A 19,157-nucleotide genomic window follows, 5' to 3' on the forward strand; every position below is an offset into this window, starting at 1 on the left:
CGATAGAGGTAGTGGAGGGGGAGGGTGATTTAGATCCGATCTCCGCCATCGTCAAAGCCAAGCCGGCGAGGAGACTATTGGCGCTTACCGGTTCCAGGTTGGCCTGCTGGGAAGTCTGTGAATATGGATTCGCCTGGCACCTCAGGTATCTCTGGTAGAAAAACCTTCCGGTAAGAAGCCTTGGAGTCAACAGCGACATATCGGGGTAAGCTATTTAAATATGCTCCGGGGCGCCCGCGACGTCGAGGACTCTCGTCAAGGGCCGCCACCGCTCGTGGACCATAAGCTACTCCGGTCACAAAACCTACCGCCCACGTTACATCTCTCCAGAGGCCATACACTTCAAGAGCGTCTTCGGGTAGAAGGACCCGCCTTGGTGTCGCATCGTGGCGAAACTGAAGTAGGGAGATTCATAGCCTACGACTTCCTCCTGTAAACCATAATTGTATTGAAGGCCAAGATCCCTCTTCTGCTAGGCGTTTTGCCTTCCGTTTTGGCATCTGGTCGAGATGCTCATCAAGCAGGAGCTCAGCCAGCTTGCAATTACTCGTGCCATAAATTCTGGACATGCTTGCCAGCAGATCCAAGCGTAGTTTTTGCAGAGCAATCGGATCGGCGGGAATCGGAACTAGCGCTTTGTGGTGATCGGGCTGTGGCGACGTGCTATGCGGCAGATGCGTATCGGGTCTGGAGTAACCCAAACAGCGAGGCAAGGCCAATCGGGCTTCTGGTTCATCAAGTTCTCCGTCGGTAGCCACTCTAAGCGCCGAGAATTACGCAGCTGCGATGATCTCGATGGCTTACGGCCCATACCAGTAATGGTGACGTTCTTGAGCGACGTGCCGTAGTTTCTCTCGCAAGGTTTCTCGACTCCGACCCCGGGTCTTCACTGCATGACAATTTGGGCACAGGGCAATCATCAACTCGGGGTGGTCTCTGCCGCCCTTAGCGTGATCATCGATATGATCTATGTCAAGAATGGCGCCGCCGCGATCTGTCGTTTCCGAGGGTGCTCCAGGGTTCTCGCAATTGGGGTTTTCGCACTTATTTCTGCAGCGAAGAATAACGGCTCGCTTCGCATAATAACTTCGGGGGCGTCTAGGTGAATCGTTTGTATCCTTCTTCGGGTCGAGGCCCTGTTGCTCGAACTGTTCCGCCTGCTGGCACAGATATCTGTACTCGGCGCGCTTGCTGCGGCGCTGAAAGTCCTCCCGGTCGAGTCGGATGGGCAACAGAATGGGTTCTTCGGGGTCAATAGCGAACGGAGGTGTTGGTAGTTCCGATTGAAGGTCTTTGTTAGGTCTCCTCTTAGCCATCTCTGAGACTCGGTCGACCATGATTTGACAGCTGTCCAGTGATGTTCGAATTTCTATGAGAAACCTTCGCTGGCCATCGCATTCACCATCGCAGCGCCAGTATATGTCCCAGGCTTGGGCGTCCTCGAAAATAACTCCTTTAGTGAGTTGTGCCCATCTCCGAAATCGAGGTTCAGGATGCTCTGCCAGCAGCCGAATCTCTGTACTTAGCGTGAGTGTAGGCGCCATTCCCCACGAGATGCGGCGCGCGGGACTGTGCGGCCTATTATCCCAGATCGCTAAATCGAAAAAGCTCTCCGCGACGTCCGCGAACTCTGGTCCTGCAGTCTTCTGGCATGGGCACATCAACTGTTTATCAAACAGTACTAGGCCATTGCTGGACATGACGCAAATGTCGATGGCGCGGCCACAACAATGGGAAGGTTCAACGGCAAAAAAGGCACTGGCTGCTCCAAGCCCGAGCACCTCCCTAGCCCACATCCCTGCCTCTTGTCGTTCGTAATCCACCAGCCATTCAATGGGTTCCACTCGCCTGGCGTCTTGCCTTCGATAAAGGGGGAGATGTCGATAGCCGACTCCAGATCGCCAGGCCAGAAATGCGTCCGGCTCCTCCCTTTGGTTGGGCCATAAGTTTGCGGCCCTTAGCTCATCAAGGGTGGCCAAATACGAAGGCTGCTCGCCTGGCGGATAAGATGTAAGGTCTGTGAGTCTCGCGCCATTGATGTAAATGCCCATCAAATGCCGCGCTTCGAATGGCGGGGACCGTGACCGGGAGGTGGGTCGAGCGGCGTCTGGTAAGGCTTACGCCCGGCGATGGCGTCCTGCATCGCGTCGTAGATCTCCAGGATCAGCCGCTTGGTGCGATATTCACCGTACTTGGCCTCGTCCTTGCGCTTGACGATTGGGAACGTCTCCATGATGTAGTCCGCATCGTCGCGCTTGATCCCATAGAGGTGGAAGAATGCCGCGTCGAGTTCCGCCCGAAGCAACGCTCGCCGCTCCTCATCCCAAATAAACGGTGCCCCCTTGTCTCCCATGTCTCGGGCGAACGATTCCATGTCGTATGCCGTATAGGACAGCTCCACCATGCGAGTCTTGATCCAAAGGTTCAGTCGCGATCGCACTTCCCACGGGCAATGCTGCTCGTACGCGTCCGGTGGTAGCACAGCCAGCTGTGTTATGTAATTGAAGGTGAAGTTCGTGCCGGCAACTTTTTGGCGCGCTACGAAATCTAGGACCACAGACGCTAAATTTGCGTACAGAAGCTCCGCGTTCTCGTGGTGTACGAGGGCGAGCGGGAAGCTGTGTGCCACCCCGGCGACGGGAAGTAAGCCACAGATTAGTGTCCGAATATTCGCGCTTCGGGCTATATTCCTCCAGCCCATAAGCCATTTCTTCTGCCAGGATCTGGCGGCGAGCCTCGACCTTACTTCGTCTTCCGGGACCCAGTACTGCGGTAGCACGGAGTAGGTTGGGTCATTTTTCTGTTCAGGAGTTGATCGGGGGAGTGTCCCAACGTTGAGTTCAGCTTGGGTGGCATTTGAATAAGTGCTGAACCGGTGGTCAAAGTGGTGCACCATCTTTGACTCGTACAGCGGAAGGAGTCGCTCGCCACCCCGCACGAGGAGGTTGCCCTCAAGCCTCCATCCGTCGGCAAGCATCGACTCCAAGGTCTCGCCTGCGGACGCATTGGGGCGGAAGAGATTGGAGTCGTTAGCCATGTGCAGCATCGCCTGGAACGAGAGGCCCCAGGGGTTGATGCCCTCACCGCCAGCACCGTCTCGCCACAGCACGGGGACTCGGCGGTAGATGCCGATGGTGATGTCCGCGTTCCGCTTGTGGTCGAAGACCGGGCACGTGCCGGTGTTCGGGTTCAGCCTGGTGATGTCGTCGGGCGTAAGTGTGAACTGACGATCGCTGATCTGGATTGGCTGTCGGAGCCGGAAAGCCAGGTTAATCTGCTTCTCTGGAGACCGACGACCCGTCCCGGTCCACAGGCAAAACCGGAACGAGTGGTGAACCTGCGCGAAAATCCTTTGTTCATTCTCGAAATCGTAGAGTGAGGCGAGCGTCTTTGTCGTCACCATGTCCTTGAAGAAGAACTGGGTGGTGGCATCGGTGGCGATGCCGGTGGGGAGCACCATGCCGACTCGGCCGTACGGCGAGGTGATCGAGCGGCCGGTCTCGGCGAAGACGGCATAGGTGTTGATGTCGCCACGGCCGGTCAGCGGATAGCGACCCGAGTCCCGCAGCAGCAGTGACCAGCCGTCCGCCTGACGCAGCACATTCGAGAACTCGGCGAAGAGGTTCCGATCAACCTCATCCTTGCTGGTCGCGAGCGCCGCGATGGCCTTCTTACGTGCCGCCGCATTCTTGGCGTTCGCCACGGTTGCGTTCCGGCCGGCAAAGAACTCCTTCTCCTGGATCTTCACTCGCTCCCACGGCGGGTTGCCGAGGACGCAGGTGAAGCCGCCGGACCAGCCGGTGTCAGGGTTGACGTCCCCGGACTTGCTCTCGCGGAAGACCTCGGGGAACTCCAGGTGCCAGTGGAAGAAGCGGTACTGCTCGACCAGCCGCCGCAGTTCCTCGGCACGGTCGTCGGAAAGCGCCGTGCCGGCCTCAAGGCTGCGGATGGTGGCGGTAGTGATCGCCTCGGGCGCGTCGGCGTGCTTGCGCCAGACGAACGCGGCGCACCACGCGTCCGCGACCAGGCGCTTCCGCTTGAGGTCGTCCGAGTTCTCCAGCTCGTGGAAGCGCCGTTCCTGCTCGCGCACATCGGCGACGCTGGAGACCCGGGTGGCGGCCAAGGCGAGCACCTGCTCGGCGAGCTTCTGGTTGCCCGGCAGCTCCTCTTCGTCGAACAGGGACTCCTGCGACCCCCGCGACCCGCGGCCGGCCTCACGCGAGACGTACTGAACCTCGCGCGCATTCCGCTTCTTCAGCTCGCTGGCGACGGGCCTGTCGTCTCCCTCGATCGGCTTGAACGCGCCGTCCGGGATTCCTGCCGCGATCAGCCGCGGCGTGGTCCCCAGCAGTGCGTTGCCGACCTTGATGTGGGCGTCGAGGAACGCCAGAGGCTTGCCGGGCTCCAGCGACTCGATCCACAGCGACACCTTGGCCAGCTCGGCGGCAAGGGGGTTGATGTCCACGCCGTAGATGCACTGTGCCACGACCTTCCGCATGGCCTCGCGTACCGCCGACGGCACCGGCTCCTCCTCGCCGGTCACCATCGCCGCGTACCGCTTGGCGATGCGCCGAGCCGCGGCGACCAGGAAGTGCCCCGACCCACAGGCCGGGTCGCACACCGTGATTTTCAGCAGATCATCCGGGGACGTCGCGTGCTCCTCGATGACCGGGTCGAGCGCGGTGTCCAGCAGCGACTCGATCAGCGAGCCGGGCGTGTAGTACGACCCGGTCAGCTTGCGGTCGTTGCCGGAGACCTTCTCCTTCAGCTCGAACTTCGGCCCGCTGCCGTTCGTCTCGGCGTACGGCACGAGCTCCAGCAGCGATTCGTAGATGCTGCCCAGCTCCTCGGCCCCGAGGTGCTGGTAGTCGACGTCGCGCGGCCGGCCGTCCTTGGCCCGGACCGTGCACATCTTCCGTACGGCGGTGAGCAGCGCGTTGTTGGGCAGGTTGGCCCGCAGGAGCTGGTCGGGCCGCGGCTCGTCGGTCAGCACCGGGGGACCGCCCGCGACCCGGAAGAACAGGCCGCCGAGGCCGGGCAGGGCGATCTCGGGCTGCCCGTTGTCGCTGCCCAGCCCGGCGATCACCATCGCGGTCGCCCGCCACAGGTCGCTGTGCCAGTCGCCGCTGCGCCGTACGGCGAGGCGGCGCAGCCGGCGGCTGGAGAAGTAGTCGGTGTAGCGGTCCTTGGCGTCCTGCGGCGCGGCCGGGTCGAGCAGCGCGCCCCGGTCCTCGGCGACGAAGATGAAGATGAGCTGGTAGACCAGCCGCAGGAGCTCGTGGTGGAACTCCTCACGGCTGAGCCGGCCCGAGGCGAGCTGCTCGCGCAGCTTGGGATTGGCGAACAGGAAACCGGTGCCGAGCGCCTCCAGGGCGTCCTTCACGCCGTCGCGGAGCTGGTCGCGGGCGCGCAGGCCGGTCTCGGCGGCGAACGCCCGCCACTTCTCCAGCCAGCAGTCGGCATAGGTAGGCGTCGCGTCGTCCCCGGCGATCAGCTCGAAGCGCGAGGCGTGCAGCAGCGTGTAGAGCAGCACGAACTCGGCGTACAGCTCGCCGTCGAAGATGGCCTCCAGGTCGAACTCGACGTACGCCGAGCCCACCAGCGACGTGGAGTCGCGCAGGATGCGCAGCCGCCGGCCGTTGGACAGCACGCCCCACAGGTGGTCGTCCGACAGGTTGAGGAACTCCTGCAGCATCGACTGCGGCGCGCGCTTCGACACGCCGGGCACGCTCTTGTCGAGCTCGGTGTGCCACCCGAGCAGGTGCATCGGCACGGTGTTCCACAGGTGGGAGACGGGGAAGTCCTTCCCGGCCACCTGCAAACCACCACGCTGGTACGGCACCCGGCCGAAACCCAGCTCCTGCAGCAGTACCAGCAGCCAGCGATCCCGGGTGAGCGACGTCGCCGAGTCGCCCTCCGGGAGCTTGGCCAGCCGATCCCGGAAGGCCCGGTAGGCGCCGAGCAGGTAGTCCCAGCGGCGGCTGGCCGCGTCGCCGAGCCGTTCCGACGCGGCGAGGTGATAGTCCTCCGGCCGCATGCCGGGCAGCTCCCGGTCGGCGGCGGCGATCCGGGACAGCACGTCCTGCGGCAGCAGGCTGCCCTGGACGTCGACGGCGAGATAGGCGGCGTTCCTCATCGGGCACCACCCGCCGGGAGGTAGACGTACATGCCGAGCACGTCAGCGGGGTGGTTGGGGGTCACCTTCAGTCCTCTCGTTCCCGCGCCGATCGCGCCACGCACGCGCTGGTGCGACTCGGCCAGCCGGGCGGCCAGCCCGTCGCCCACGGCGTTGAGGGCCGCGGCGAACCCGGGGGCCAGCTCGCGCACGACGGTCCCGGTCTCCTCGTTCTTGGTCTCGACGACGAGCTCGCCGATGGCCCGTTCGGCCGTACGGCGCACCAGCTCGGGCAGCGTGTTCTCCGGCGCGGCGGCGAGCACGGCCTCGATCTCGTCTTCGGTGAGCCACTCACGGTCCGCGCCGCTGCCCCGGTAGCCGAGGACCTGCGCGTCCTCGGCGACGATCGTCCGCGGGCCGGAGGTACGGCCCGGCAGCGTGACGTGGAAGCGGTAGCGGACCAACAGCAGCACCGTGCGTACGGCGACCACGCCGGTGCGGACGACCCCGCAGCGCCGGGCCGGGCCGGTGCCGTCGAGCGCGCTGTCGAGCACGGTCCTGGCCAGCGCGCGGACCATCGGGTCGGTACGCACCAGGGCGTGGCTGCCGGGCGGCGCCGGAATGTCCGGATGGAAGCTCAGCGTCTCGGCTTTGCCGTCGAAGCCCAGCCCGAGCGCGTTCCGCACGGACACCGGAAGCTGCCGGGTGTCGGCGCGGAAGCCGTCCGGGTGGGCGTCGATGATGGCCCCGAACCCTGACATCGCCTCGCGGGTGAAGCGGGACACGTCGGCGGAGCTGCCGAGGGCGGCCCGGATGTCGGCCACCTCCAGCTGCACCTCCTCCAGCTTCACGCCCAAGTGGGCATACTTGGTGAGCGCCTTCGACTCGCGGTCGGCGGCGCTCTCCCAGGCCCGGTGCATCTGGTCGCGGGTCCTGGTCACACCGAGGTCCAGGTCGAGCTGGTCCTGGTTGTCATCGCCGCGCAGCAGCAGGCCCTCGACCAGGGCCTTGATGACGTCGTCGCCGCCGGTCGGGACGGGCACGGCGACGCCGGTCTGGTGGGCGATCGTGCGGTGCTTGCGGATGAGCACGTCGAGGACGACCCCGTCGATGCCGTTGTCGAGGCCATACATCGTGACCGCGCGCACGATCCGGCTGCGCTGGCCGAACCGGTCGACGCGGCCCTCCCGCTGCTCGTGCCGGGTCGGGTTCCAGGCGAGGTCGTAGTGGACGACCGCCTGGAAGCTCTCCTGCAGGTTCACGCCCTCCGACAGACAGTCGGTCGCCACCAGCACATGCCGGCCGGGCGTGCGGGCGAGGTCCTCGATGGCCTCCTGGCGGGCCTCCGGCGGGAGCTGCCCGGTGACGTGGCGGACGTTGGCCTTTTTGCCCAGCGCCTTCGCCAGGTGCTCCGCGACGTACTCGGCGGTCGGGATGAACCGGCAGAACACGATCGGGTCGTAGCCGTCCGCGAGCAGCGCCTTGACCTCGGTGATGAGCGCCGCGAGCTTCGCGTCGGCCTGCGGGCCCTCGATCGCGCGGAACCCACGCGCCAGCCGCTTCAGCCGGTCGCCGTCGTCCTCCTCGCCGGTACGGCCGCCGGCCGCGGCGTCGATGCCCTCCAGGGCCTCCTCGTCGGTGAGGTCGAGGACGCTGGACCGGCCGAGCTCGTCGGCCTCGTTCTCGGTCTCCGCGGCGGCGGTCGCCGACCTCGTGTCAAGAGTGGCCGCGGCGGCCCGGGGGGAGGAGGCCACCGAGCGCAGCAGCGCGAGCGCCGACCACCACGAGACGCGCTGCCGCAGGCCGCTGCCGGGCTTGCGGACGGTCTCCCGGGCGTAGGCGAGCACCTGCCGGGCGAGCTTGCCGTACTCCCCGGTCAGGGTGTAAGAGACGTCGCGGACCTGGCGGTCCTTGGGAAACGGCGTCTCCTCGTCGAGGTAGCGGCGGATGTCGCGGCGGCGGCGCTGCACGAAGTGCCTGGCCAGTTCCTCCCGGCCCTTCACCGTCTCCAGGTCGAGGGTGGCCAGCTTCGGGTCGAGCAGGCCGATGAGGTCGCGGAAGGCGTCCTCCTTGCCGCTATGCGGGGTGGCGGTGACCAGCAGCATGTGCCGCGTGGCGTCGGCGGCGAGCTCCTGAAGGAGCCGGTAGCGCAACTGGCTCTGCTTACCTGACGACGACCCGGACGCCACGCAGGTGTGTGCCTCGTCCACGATGACCAGGTCGGGGCAGGTACGGACGAACTGTTGGTAGCGGCGGTCGGACTTGATGAAGTCGAGCGAGACCACCGTCACCGAGTGCCGGTCGAAGATGGACTCGTCGAGCCGCAGGTCGCGCTCCAGCCGGGTGGCGGTGGACGGCAGCACCAGCGTCGCCTCGATGGCGAACTTGTCGCGTAACTCGGCCTGCCACTGCTCAGCGAGTGCGGGGGAGCAGAGCACGGTCAGCCCGCTCGCCTCGCCGCGCTCCAGTAGCTCCTTGGCGATCAGGCCGGACTCGATGGTCTTGCCGATACCGACGTCGTCGCCGACCAGCAGCCGTACGGTCGGCATGCGCAGCGCGAGCAGCAGCGGAACGAGCTGATACTGCCGCGGCTCCACGGCGATCGACGCGAGCGACCGGAACGGCCCGGCGCTCGCGGTGAACCCGATGCGCAGCGCCGTACGCAGCAGCCCGGCGGCGGCGTTGTCGCCGACCTCGTCCGGCGTCGGCGGCGGGAATGTCGCCTCGGTGACCTCGTGCGTGAACAGGCAGGTGTCGAAGTCGGTGTCGCCGTTCAGCGGGCGCGCGAAGAGGAACTGCTCACCACTGTTGGGCTGCACGACCCACTCGCGTCCCCGGGCGCTCACCAGGGTGCCGACATCGAACTTCATCGGCCGCTCCGTCCGGTGCCGAAGACGCTCGGATACCTGCGCACGATCTCGTCCCACTCCTCGTCGTGTCGGAACCTGATGACCAGCCACCCCAGGTCCATGAGGCGGTCTTCCGCCTCCACGTCACGCTCGGCGACGTACGGAGCGTCGTGGTGGGGGCCGTCGATGAAAACAGCGATATTTCCGCCCTTGGTGCGGTAAATGAAGTCGGGCCTCGCCCGGGCTTCGGCGACCAGCTCCTGTGCGCCGTCGGGCAGGCGGTAGTCGCCGGCCTGGAGGAAGCTCACGAAGCTGCGCTCCAGCTGGCTGTCGGCGGACTCGTGCAGCGCGCCGGCGTGTTCCTCGGCCGTACGGTGCTCGCCCGTCGGCTCCGCGGACGACCCGGCCAGCTCCCGGAGGATGTCCACCACACGCAGTCGGTCGATCTGCTGGTGCCAGCGCTGGTTGGAGTAGGCGAGCAGGCAGTCGTAGCAACCCCGCTCGCACCGCTCGCGGGCGCCGTCGGCGCGGTCGCGGTCCTCGCCCGTCTCCGGGTCGACGTGGATGATCTCCAGCGCGCGACGGGCCACCCTGGACAGCGCGGCCTTCTCGTCATGCAGCCGGCGCAGCACGCCCGCCCCGCCCTCGGCGCTCTCGATGAACAGCATCCGGCCCCGGCTGTGCGGGTCGGGCAGCGGTTCGCTGGTGAGCTCGGCGTCCTCCAACTGGAACTCCGCCTCGATGCCGCGTTCGAGCGCGTATCGCAACGTGACGGCGACGGTCTCCTCGACCGGCGCCGCCAGCCGGAAGACGAGGATGTTCTTGTAGTCCTCGACGTAGGGGACGACCTTGGCGACCCGCTTGGCCTTGTCGAGGGGCAGCAGGCCCTCGTCCTCGGGCGCCTGGTTGTTCGCGTCCGGGTCCTTGGCCCACCGGCCGCGCACCGGGTCGAGCCAGTAGCCGATGTCGTTGCGGTTCTTCCGCCCGCGGCGGCCCTGGTTGATGACGCGCACGGTCGCGGTGTCGCCGTAGACCAGTTCGGCCGCCTGGTCGCCCGCGCACATCACCTGTGCTTCGAGGCGCCCGGGGCGGAGGCCGTGATCGCTGAACTCGTAGGTGATCTTCAGGTCGAAGCCGGCCCGGCGGCGTTCCTCTTCGTCCGAAGAGATGCGCTGTCTGCGGACGGTTTCCACGGTCTGCAACTGCATCAGGCCGGACAGCGACTCTCCGGAGAGCTCGCTGTCGCACTCGTCGCACTTCTCGACGCCGGCCTGCCGGTCGTACCAGTAGCCGCAGCCGGAGCAGATCCTGGCCTCGGAGGTGGTGACCTCGCCCTCGTCGCCCGTGGGCACCTGGATCTTGGCGACCTCGTACCGGCGGCCCTCGTGATAGATCAGCGCGCCGGGGCCGAACTCGTTGATGGCGATGAAGCGGGGGCGCTGGATGTAGTCGGCCTTGTGCCGCTCGCCCGGGATGTACGCGGCCAGCGGCAGCCGTGGGAAGGAGTAGCCCGGCAGGAAGCCCTCGGAGGCGAAGTAGCGGTAGGTGTAGAAGTCGCTGAACTGCCGGTCGGTGTCCTCGTTCTTCAGCAGCCGGAGCTGGTTTTCCGCCTGCTGCCGCCGCCGCTGCGCGGTCCGCTTGTCCTCGGGTGACGAGGAGTGGTCCATCACCCTGCGGTTCTGCTCGCGCTGCTCGGCCACCGCCGCCCGGAACAGCCCCCGCCAGCGGTCGCAGGCGGCGTCGAAACGCTTCGCCGCACCGCGTACGGTGTCCTCGATCCAGTCTTCGTCCCACTTGGTCCCGGTGACGCCCTCGCCTGTGAGCACGCCGGCGAGGACGTTCGTGGCCCGCCGCACGGCACGGCGCGCGGCGGCCTGGTCCTCCAGTTGCGTCCGCAAGTGATCATGGATCGGTAGCTCGGCCTCGTTGGAGATGTCCAGCACCTCCGGCATCCGCGAGTGCAGGGAGGCGCCGGTCTCGGCCAGCCAGATGGCGTGGACGTGTGAGCGGACCAGGTCCTGGTTGGCGAGGTCCAGCCGCGGCGGCCTGACGCTCCCGGCGACCATCAAGTCCGAGCGTCGGAAGTAGTACTGGTCGTGCGGGCTGCCGGTGGAGCAGTAGGTGGTGATCAGCGCGGGCTGGCCGCTCCGTCCCGCACGGCCCGAGCGCTGGGCGTAGTTGGCCGGAGTGGGCGGCACGTTGCGCATGGCGACGGCGTTGAGGGTGGCGATGTCCACGCCCAGCTCCATCGTGGGCGAGCAGTACAGCAGCGGCAGCGGCACCCCTTCGCGGAAGAGCCGCTCGCGCTCCTGCCGTTTCTCCGACTGGACCTGCGCGGTGTGCTCGGCCGCCTGGATCCCGGCCAGTTCTCTCGCGACGCTTGCGTACAGGTCCTTGAAGAACTCGCTGACCCGGGCGCCCACCTCCGGGTCGACCGTCTTGCGCAGCGGGTCGGGCGCGCCGCTCTTGCCGTCTCCCGCCCGCCAGATCAGCTCGGACGCCTTGAGCCGGTAGCCGACGGCGCCGTCCCGGGTCTTGTCCACCTCGGTCAGCAGGCCGTACTTCTCCAGCGCCCAGAGCAACCGGGCGATGACCTCCTGAGCCTCCTCGACCGTGAGCTGCGCCTGACGGTTGGGGAAGGCGCCGTGCCGGCGCAGGTAGCGGCCGAGAGATGAGCGGCTAGTGAAGTTGATGCGGTTCCTGCTCTGGCCGGGCCGGCCCGGCTGGGCGAAGACGGTGGCGGCCTCGACCCGCCCATCCGTGTCGCCCAGCGCCCACACCCCGGTCAGGTGCTGATCGGACTGGTTCAGGATGCGCTCGTAGCCCTCCAGGGTCAGGAGGTCGACGTCCACCGCCAGCGCGCGGCGCATCTCGTCCAGGACGATGCGGGACAGCTCGGCGCGGTGCGCGGGATCGTCGTCGCGCAACACGGGATGGGCCCGCGCCCAGAACTCGTCGTCCGCGGCGATCTCGTCGAGGGCGACATAGTCGAAGCGCAGCAGGCCGGTCTGCTCCAGGTTCGGCATGGTGATGCGCCAGCCGCGCGTCAGGTCCACGTAAATGGAGTAGGAGAGCGAACCGCGTAGCGCCTTCAGCACGTGCTCCCGCTGGCCGAACTTGACGTCGGGGTTCCGCGCGAAGGCGGCCATCGGCAGGTCGAGCGCCCTGGCGACCTTCTGGGCGATGTCGTCGTGCCGCAGACCTTCGGCACCGGCGGCCTCGGCGGCCCGGAACAACGCGCCCCGGACCTGGGTGACCTGCACGAAGTCGTTGAGATGGCCGGCCTGCAGGCTGGCGTCCTGCCGGTTGTCGACGAAGGTCAGCAGCTTGCGTGCCCGCTCGTCGAGCTCGGTCTGGTGGCGCAGGTTGCGCACGATGCTCGTGCTGATCAGCGACATCGCCGAGCTGCGGCCCTCGGACGCGAACGTCGCCAGCTTGGCGAAGTCCTTGCCACGCAACTGCTCGTACGACACCCGGCAGCGCAGACAGAACCGGAACGGCTCGGGGAAGTACCAGGCGCGCTGTCCTCCCCCCGAGGGAACCTCGCTGCCCCCGGCGCCGAGCCAGATCTCCCTGGGCAGGTAGGGGCGCTGCGTGAGACGGACCTGGGTGCCGCCGTCCGACGACCCGAACAAGGAGTCGGAGGCCGACGGCTCTAACCAGGAGTCGGGCAGCCTGCCCGCGGCGACGGGATCATCAGGCCAGGGATGGTCGGAGCTGATGTAGAGATAGCCGTTGGCGGCCTCGCCGCCGGCGACGTTCGCCTCGTGCCTGGGCTCGTACGTGCCGCTCTTGTGCTTGCTGACGACCAGGTAGTCCTGGCCGCATTCCCGGCAGAAGGCCAGCGGGAACAGCATCTTGTCCCGATGGCCGGGGACGCTGACCTGGTACTGGCTGGTGATGTGCCGGGTGTCCTCCGGCTCCAGGCTGACGTAGACCGTGTCGCCCTTGGACAGGAACTGGTGCAGGCGGAACGCGAACAGCGGGCGGCCGGTCTCCGGATGCCGGGCCTTCGCGCCCTCCTGCAGGAGCTTCTCGATGACCTCCGCGCACTCTTCCGGGCTTCGGCCGCTGAGCTCGGCGAGCTGCCCGGAGGCCTCGGCCACCCGGGTCGGCGTGCGCCGTACGGGCCGGCCGGTGCCCGGCTCGCTGGCCAGGCCGAACTCCGATTCGACCCAGCCGGCGAGCGGGTCGGCCGACAGCTCGGCGTAGTCCCGGCCGGTGCCCGCCCGGTCCATGGCCGCCAGCAGCTCGGCGCCGGTCGGCTGCTGGTCGAGCGTGGCCCTGACAAGGGTCTCCCCGATGATCCGGCCGGGTGTGACCTCCGTGCCGAACAGCCGGGTCGCCACCTGCGCGATGTCCTCCTGCGCGGCGGCGAACGTCTCGGTGGTCGCCATGGTGGCGGAGGTGCCGACGCACTGCAGGCCGGGCGCCGCGCATGCGTCACGGAGCCGACGGACGAGCAGGGCGACGTCGGCCCCCTGACGGCCGCGGTAGGTGTGCAGCTCGTCGAGGACCAGGAACCGCAGGCCCTGCGCCGCCCCGATGAGGTCCTTCCGCTCCGCCGGGCGGGTCAGCAGGTATTCGAGCATCACGTAGTTGGTCAGCAGGATGTCCGGCTTGCGGGCCAGAATCCGCTGACGTTCCTCGTCGCTCTCCTGGCCGGTGTACCGCGCGAACGTGACCGTCTGCTCGTGCTTGGCCAGGCCCCACTTCAGGTATCGCTCGAGCTCCTCAAGCTGGCTGTTGGCCAGGGCGTTCATCGGGTAGACGACGATGGCCTTGACCCGGCCCGGCTCGGGGTTTCGCAGAACGGAGTCGACGATCGGCACCATGTAGGTGAGGCTCTTGCCGGAACCGGTGCCGGTCGTGAGGACGTAGCTCACGCCGTCACGTGCGGCCTCCACCGCCTCACGCTGATGCTTGTGCAGCGTGATGGGACGGTTCCCTGGATCGTTCCCATCAGCCTTGACGCGGAAGAGGCGTTCGCAGGCCGGGTGCAGTAGGTCTGCCTCGACGAGTCCGGCGATCGTGCCGCCACCGGCAAAGCTGGGGTTCAGCGACACCCAGGGATGCGGCCACCGGACTCGTGCCGCACGGTCGTCCTCCAGATGGCGTCGTATCCGGTCGTCACGGACGTGTACGAGCGAAGTCGTGAACTCGTCGTAGTCACCGATCAGTCGCTCGTGTAACTGGAAAACGTCCATGGCCAGGCCGCCGCCCTCTCTGCCCCTCGCCGGGCGTGATGTACGGACTCGCGAATGCTTGAAGGTTTGAAGGCATTGACGATATTGCTTGGTGATCGTGTGGCGCTAGGGGCATGAAGCGAAATGTAACCATGCAAGTAGCGCTCTGTGTCGATATGATCGCGAATCGCGATGGATGTCGTAGCGAGGGGTGCAGATGGCTCGGCTTGGTGTGTACAGGGACTTCTTCCGGCGCTTCCTCAAGTTGGAGAAGCCGGTGCAGGACCAGGTCGTTGAGGTCTTCTCCAAGTTCGAAGAGGCGACATATGCCGGATTGCATCTGGAAACGGTGAAGAACGCCAGAGACGCCCGAATGCGCACAATTCGTATCACCGACTTCTGGCGCGGGGTGGTGCTCGCCCCGGACGAGGGGGACCTGTATGTCCTGCTCAACGTGCTGCCTCATGACAAGGCGTACGAGTGGGCGGCCCGGCGAAGCGTGACGGTCAACGCCGTCACCGGCGTCATCGAGACCCGGGACCTCGTGACGATGAAGGAGCAGGCGCCCCCCACCGAGTACGTCCCCTCGATGGCGACTCCGCTCTTCGTGCATGTGAAAGACGCCGACATGGAGCGGTTGGGAATCGACGCCCAGGTGTTGGGGCTGGCGCGCACCTTCACCAGCGAAGAGCAATTGGAGAAGGCGCAGGGCTTCTTCCCTGAGCAGCAGCACGACGTTCTCGTAGGGCTCGCTTCCGGAATGACCGTAAATGAGGTTTGGGCCAGTATTCCTGCTCCCGTCGCCCGGTCGGAGGAGATCGACACGGAGGACGTGGTCGCCGCCGTCGAACGCTCCCCAGAACAGATCCTGCTCGTCAATGGTCCCGACGAGCTGATGAAGGCTTTCAGTCAGCCGTTCGCCCTGTGGCGCATCTACTTGCATCCCTCCCAGCAGAGCGCCGCCTACGGCTCCTTCAGCGGATCGGCCCGGGTTACCGGCGGGCCAGGAACCGGCAAAACCGTCGTGGCCCTGCACCGGGCAAAGCATCTGGCCGAGCAGGCCGAAGGGGACAAGTCGGTCCTCGTGACGACCTTCATCCGCACCCTGCCGACGACGATGGAGGACGCCCTGCGTCAGCTTGTCGATGACGACGAGGTGCTGAAGCGAATCGAGGTGCGGCACATCGACGGTGTCGCCTATCGCATTGTGACGGGTGGCGCGGGGAGCCTCGCCGTGCTCCGGTCGGAGGAGGAGAAGGCGCGCTGGACCAAAGTGGTCCGGAAACTGGGCCTGCCGTCGCGCTTCGACGAAGCCTTCTTGAGCCACGAGTGGCGTGAGGTGATCCTTAGCCAGGGGATCGGCTCGCTGGAGGAGTATCAGCAGACGTCACGTCCAGGCCGCGGTCGCGCCCTGGGACACCTCCAGAAGGCCCAGATCTGGGATGCCGTCAACGCTTTCACCGATGGCCTCAAGGCGGACAAGGTGTGGACGTACGAGACCATCTGCCTTGAGGCCACCCGGCTGCTTGAGGCCGGCGAGCGGACGCCGTACCGGCACGTGATCGTGGACGAGGCGCAGGACCTCAGCCCGTGGCACTGGCGGCTGCTGCGCGCCGCGACCGCCACTGGCCGGGACGACCTGTTCCTGGCCGGGGACACCCACCAGAGGGTCTATGACTACCGGGTCTCCCTCAAGAGGCTGGGCATCGACATCACCGGGCGTTCGATCCGCCTGAAGATCAGCTACCGGACGACCGCGGAGATCCTCCGATGGAGCCTGGAGCTCCTGCAGGGGGAGCGGATCGACGACATGAACGGCGGCCTCGACACGCTCGCCGGATACCGGGCGGACGTGCATGGTGAGGAGCCGCGACTGGACGGTTACCCGACTCAGCAGGCGGAGCTGGAAGGGCTCGTGGCGAACGTACGGCGATGGCTGGATCAGGGCGTCAAGCCCGGCCAGATCGGTGTGGCCGCGCGCTCGAACATGCTCGCCGACCAGGCGATCGCGAAGCTCAAGTCCGTCGGTGTCCTCGCCGCCGCCCTGGCCAAGAAGCACACCGAGGACGCCGTGGCCGTGGGAACCATGCACCGGATGAAGGGCATGGAGTTCCGGTGCGTCGCCGTCATCGGCGTCGGCGAGCACAGTGTGCCGCCCACCTCCGCGATCACGCCGGCGGAGGAGGACATCCTCACCCATGAGCAGGACCTCCAGCGCGAACGCTGCCTCCTTTTCGTCGCCTGCACACGAGCGCGGGAGGAACTGGTGATCTCGTGGCCCGGTCACCCAAGCACATTCCTGCGGCTCTGACCGGCGGGGCTGCCTCTTCGGCCGGTTCCTCGTCGATGCTGCCCTTGTGCGTCCCAAACGGCCAGCCCGCAGAGCCGCTCAGCGGGGGACGATCGGCAGGGTGATGTAGGAGTCCGGGTAGACCTTCTGGTGCTGGACGACCAGGTCCGCCTCGCCGCTGTCGGTGCGGCCGGTGCCGGGGTTGCGGTCGAAGCGGGGGAAGTTGGAGCTGGAGATCTCCACCCTGATGCGGTGGCCCGCCTTGAAGACCTGGCTGGTGGCGACCAGATCGACGACGAACGTCCCGGACGGCACGAGAACCCGGACGATGCCGTCGATCACGCTCATCGCCCGGCCGTCGGGGTGGACGTCGACGAGCTTCGCCGTCCAGTCGGTCGAGGCGGCCGAGGTCTCCGCGTGGAGGGTCACCGACACCGGGCCGGTCACCTCGACGTCGGAGGTCAGCACCTCCGAGGAGTAACAGAGCACGTCGGGCCGTCGTTCCACGTCCCGCTGGTCCTGGGGGCCGACGTTGGTGGGATCGGCCAGCAGGGTCGGGCCGCCCACGGTCGGGACGGGGTCGCGCGGGTCGAACACGAAGACGGCCGGGTCCGCCGCCGAGGGCGGCTCGGGGGAGAGCAGGCCGTCGGCGTGGAGGTAGTAGGGGGTGCCGACGGCCCGCTCCAGCGGCCAGGTCTCCTCGTCCCGCCAGACGCCGTCGCCCATCACGAAGATCCGCACTGCGGGGCCGTCGTCCTTGCCCCGGAGAAAGGCCATCTGCCGCTCCTCCAGGCCGATCGCCTGCGCCGAGGCGGCCGCGCCGAAGAACAGGCGCCCGGTGCCGGTGGCGCCCGGCGCGAGGTGGGACCACGGCCCGATGACCAGCGGGCCGCCGAGGCGGCGGTGGTTCTCCAGCGTCCCCGCGAGGAACAGGTCGAACCAGCCCGCCACGTGCATCACCGGCACCTCGACGCGGTCGTGCCGCAGCGTCTCGGCCAGGCCTTCCCAGTACGTGTCGCGCATCACGTGCGAGGTCCAGTCACCCCACCACGGGATGCCCGGGACGTCCCCGACGGGCAGGGTGCGTACGGCGGTCTCCTGGTCGTCCAGGACCCGCAGCACCTCGCCGAGAGCCGGGCCGACGTCCTCCCCGGCCTCCGCGGCGTGCAGCAGACCGAGCATCGCCTGGAACGCGCCCCAGTTCAGGGCCGACCCCAGCGCGAAGGCCCCGCCGTGATACTTCAGGCCGTCGTGGAAGTCGTGCGGCGTCATCGCCGCGACCACCGCCTTGAGCCCCGGCGGACGGGTGGCCGCCGCCTGCAACGCACACCCGGCGAGATAGGACATGCCGCTCATCACGACCTCGCCGTTCGACCAGGGCCGCGAGGTGATCCAGCCGATCGTGTCGTGGCCGTCGTCGCCCTCGTCCAGCCACGGCCGGAACTCGCCGTCGCTGGTGCCGCGCCCCCGGCAGTGCTGCAGCACGACCGCGAACCCGGCCCGCAGCGCGGGCAGCACCGGCGCCGTACGGAACGAGTCCTCGCCGTACGGCGTGCGCACGAGCAGAGCCGGGAACGGGCCGCCGTCCGCCGGGCGGTGGACGGAGCCGCGCAGGACGGTGCCGTCGCGCATCGGCATGGGGGTGTCGTGCTCGGCGATGACCGGCAGTGGCGAGCGGTTGAGCTTCGGCATGCGGAGTCCTCGGGTCAGGGCGTGATCCGTCCACCGGACAGTACGACGAACCGCCGCACACCGTGACGCTCCGGCACGGCCATACTGGGGCGGTACGGGCGCCTGCCGGAGGCGGCCCGGTGCGGAGCGGGAGAGAGGGACGGGCGTGGTGGGCGACGAGAACGCGGTGGCGCGGGTCCGGGAGATCTGCCTGTCCCTGCCCGAGGCGGTGGAGAAGCCGTTCGGCGGCCACACAGCGCCCTCGTTCCGCATCGGCGACAAGCTCTTCGCCATGACCAGCGAGGACGGGCGGTCCCTCACGTTCAAGGCCGGTCCGGGGGTGCAGCAGGCCCTCGTGGCGTCGGACCCGGAGCGCTTCTTCGTCCCTCCGTACGTCGGCGCGAAGGGCTGGGTGGGCGCGCGCCTCGACGCCGCCCAGGACTGGGCGGAGATCGCCGAACTCCTTGAGGACAGCTACCGGATGATCGCGCCGAAACGGCTGTCCGGGCTGCTGGACCGGCGGCGGGCCGGCGACGCCGGGAACTGACCCACGCACAGGCCGCCGCCACGACGAGAGCTCAGCGCGTGACCTGGTCGAGCAGTTCGAGCAGGTGGTGATAGGTCTTCCCGGTGGCGCGGGTCAGGCCGATCTCGCACGTGCGGTTGACCGACGCGTGGGCGTCGAAGCCGCCTTCGGCCACCGAGGCGGCCTCGGCGCGGGTGGCGGAGGCGGTCAGTTCCGGGTGCAGCAGGCCGCGATCGCCGGCGAAGGCGCAGCACTGCCATCCCTCGGGCACGACGACCTCGTCCGCGACGGCTGCGGCGATCTTCGCGACGTCGGCGTCCAGGCCGAGGCGGGTGGAGGAACAGGTCGGATGCAGGGCCAGCGACGCCCGCTTGCGGCCCTCCGGCGGCTCGGGCAGCCGGGGCAGCACGTGCTCGGCCACGAAGGTCACGGCGTCGACCACCCGGACGGCGGGCGCCGCCGCAGCGGCCCGCCCACCGCCCGCCGCGGCGGCCCGCCCACCGCCCGCCGCGGCGGCCCG

General features: G+C 67.5%; 7 protein-coding genes and 1 pseudogene. 2 read left to right on the plus strand and 6 right to left on the minus strand.

Annotated elements, in window-relative coordinates:
* Positions 1–800 precede the first annotated feature (800 nt).
* From HHX33_RS37830 to HHX33_RS33965, 4 genes are read right to left on the minus strand one after another with little or no spacing between them, the layout of a single operon-like run.
* On the minus strand, positions 801–2,051 hold the full coding sequence (locus tag HHX33_RS37830) for an HNH endonuclease signature motif containing protein (RefSeq protein ID WP_182878143.1): 1,251 nt from the start codon (positions 2,049–2,051) through the stop codon (positions 801–803).
* On the minus strand, positions 2,051–6,136 hold the full coding sequence (locus tag HHX33_RS33955) for an Eco57I restriction-modification methylase domain-containing protein (protein WP_182878144.1): 4,086 nt from the start codon (positions 6,134–6,136) through the stop codon (positions 2,051–2,053). The genes HHX33_RS37830 and HHX33_RS33955 overlap by 1 nt, the downstream gene beginning before the upstream one ends.
* Complete coding sequence (locus HHX33_RS33960) at positions 6,133–8,985, minus strand: helicase-related protein (RefSeq protein WP_182878145.1); 2,853 nt, start codon at positions 8,983–8,985, stop codon at positions 6,133–6,135. Before HHX33_RS33960 ends, HHX33_RS33955 begins: the two co-directional genes overlap by 4 nt.
* Complete coding sequence (locus tag HHX33_RS33965) at positions 8,982–14,171, minus strand: DEAD/DEAH box helicase (protein ID WP_182878146.1); 5,190 nt, start codon at positions 14,169–14,171, stop codon at positions 8,982–8,984. Before HHX33_RS33965 ends, HHX33_RS33960 begins: the two co-directional genes overlap by 4 nt.
* A gap of 196 nt (positions 14,172–14,367) precedes the next feature.
* Between HHX33_RS33965 and HHX33_RS33970 the strand changes: the two genes are divergently transcribed.
* The gene (locus tag HHX33_RS33970) at positions 14,368–16,461 is read left to right on the plus strand and encodes a UvrD-helicase domain-containing protein (protein ID WP_182878147.1); all 2,094 of its coding nucleotides are present in this window, start codon (positions 14,368–14,370) and stop codon (positions 16,459–16,461) included.
* A gap of 78 nt (positions 16,462–16,539) precedes the next feature.
* Here the strand turns inward: HHX33_RS33970 and HHX33_RS33975 are convergent, their stop codons facing one another.
* Positions 16,540–18,132 carry a CocE/NonD family hydrolase gene (locus HHX33_RS33975; protein ID WP_182878148.1) on the minus strand — a complete coding sequence of 531 codons (1,593 nt, stop codon included), beginning with the start codon at positions 18,130–18,132 and terminating at the stop codon, positions 16,540–16,542.
* Between the two features lie 148 nt (positions 18,133–18,280).
* On the opposite strand from HHX33_RS33975, the gene HHX33_RS33980 reads away from it, so the two are divergent.
* Positions 18,281–18,658: an MmcQ/YjbR family DNA-binding protein gene (locus HHX33_RS33980; protein WP_111700780.1), complete on the plus strand. Its 378-nt coding sequence runs from the start codon at positions 18,281–18,283 to the stop codon at positions 18,656–18,658.
* A gap of 31 nt (positions 18,659–18,689) precedes the next feature.
* Here the strand turns inward: HHX33_RS33980 and HHX33_RS33985 are convergent.
* Positions 18,690–19,157: pseudogene (locus HHX33_RS33985) on the minus strand (FAD-binding oxidoreductase); the annotation flags it as partial.

It is taken from the genome of Microbispora sp. H10670 (genome assembly GCF_014161385.1).
Lineage (GTDB): Bacteria > Actinomycetota > Actinomycetes > Streptosporangiales > Streptosporangiaceae > Microbispora > Microbispora triticiradicis.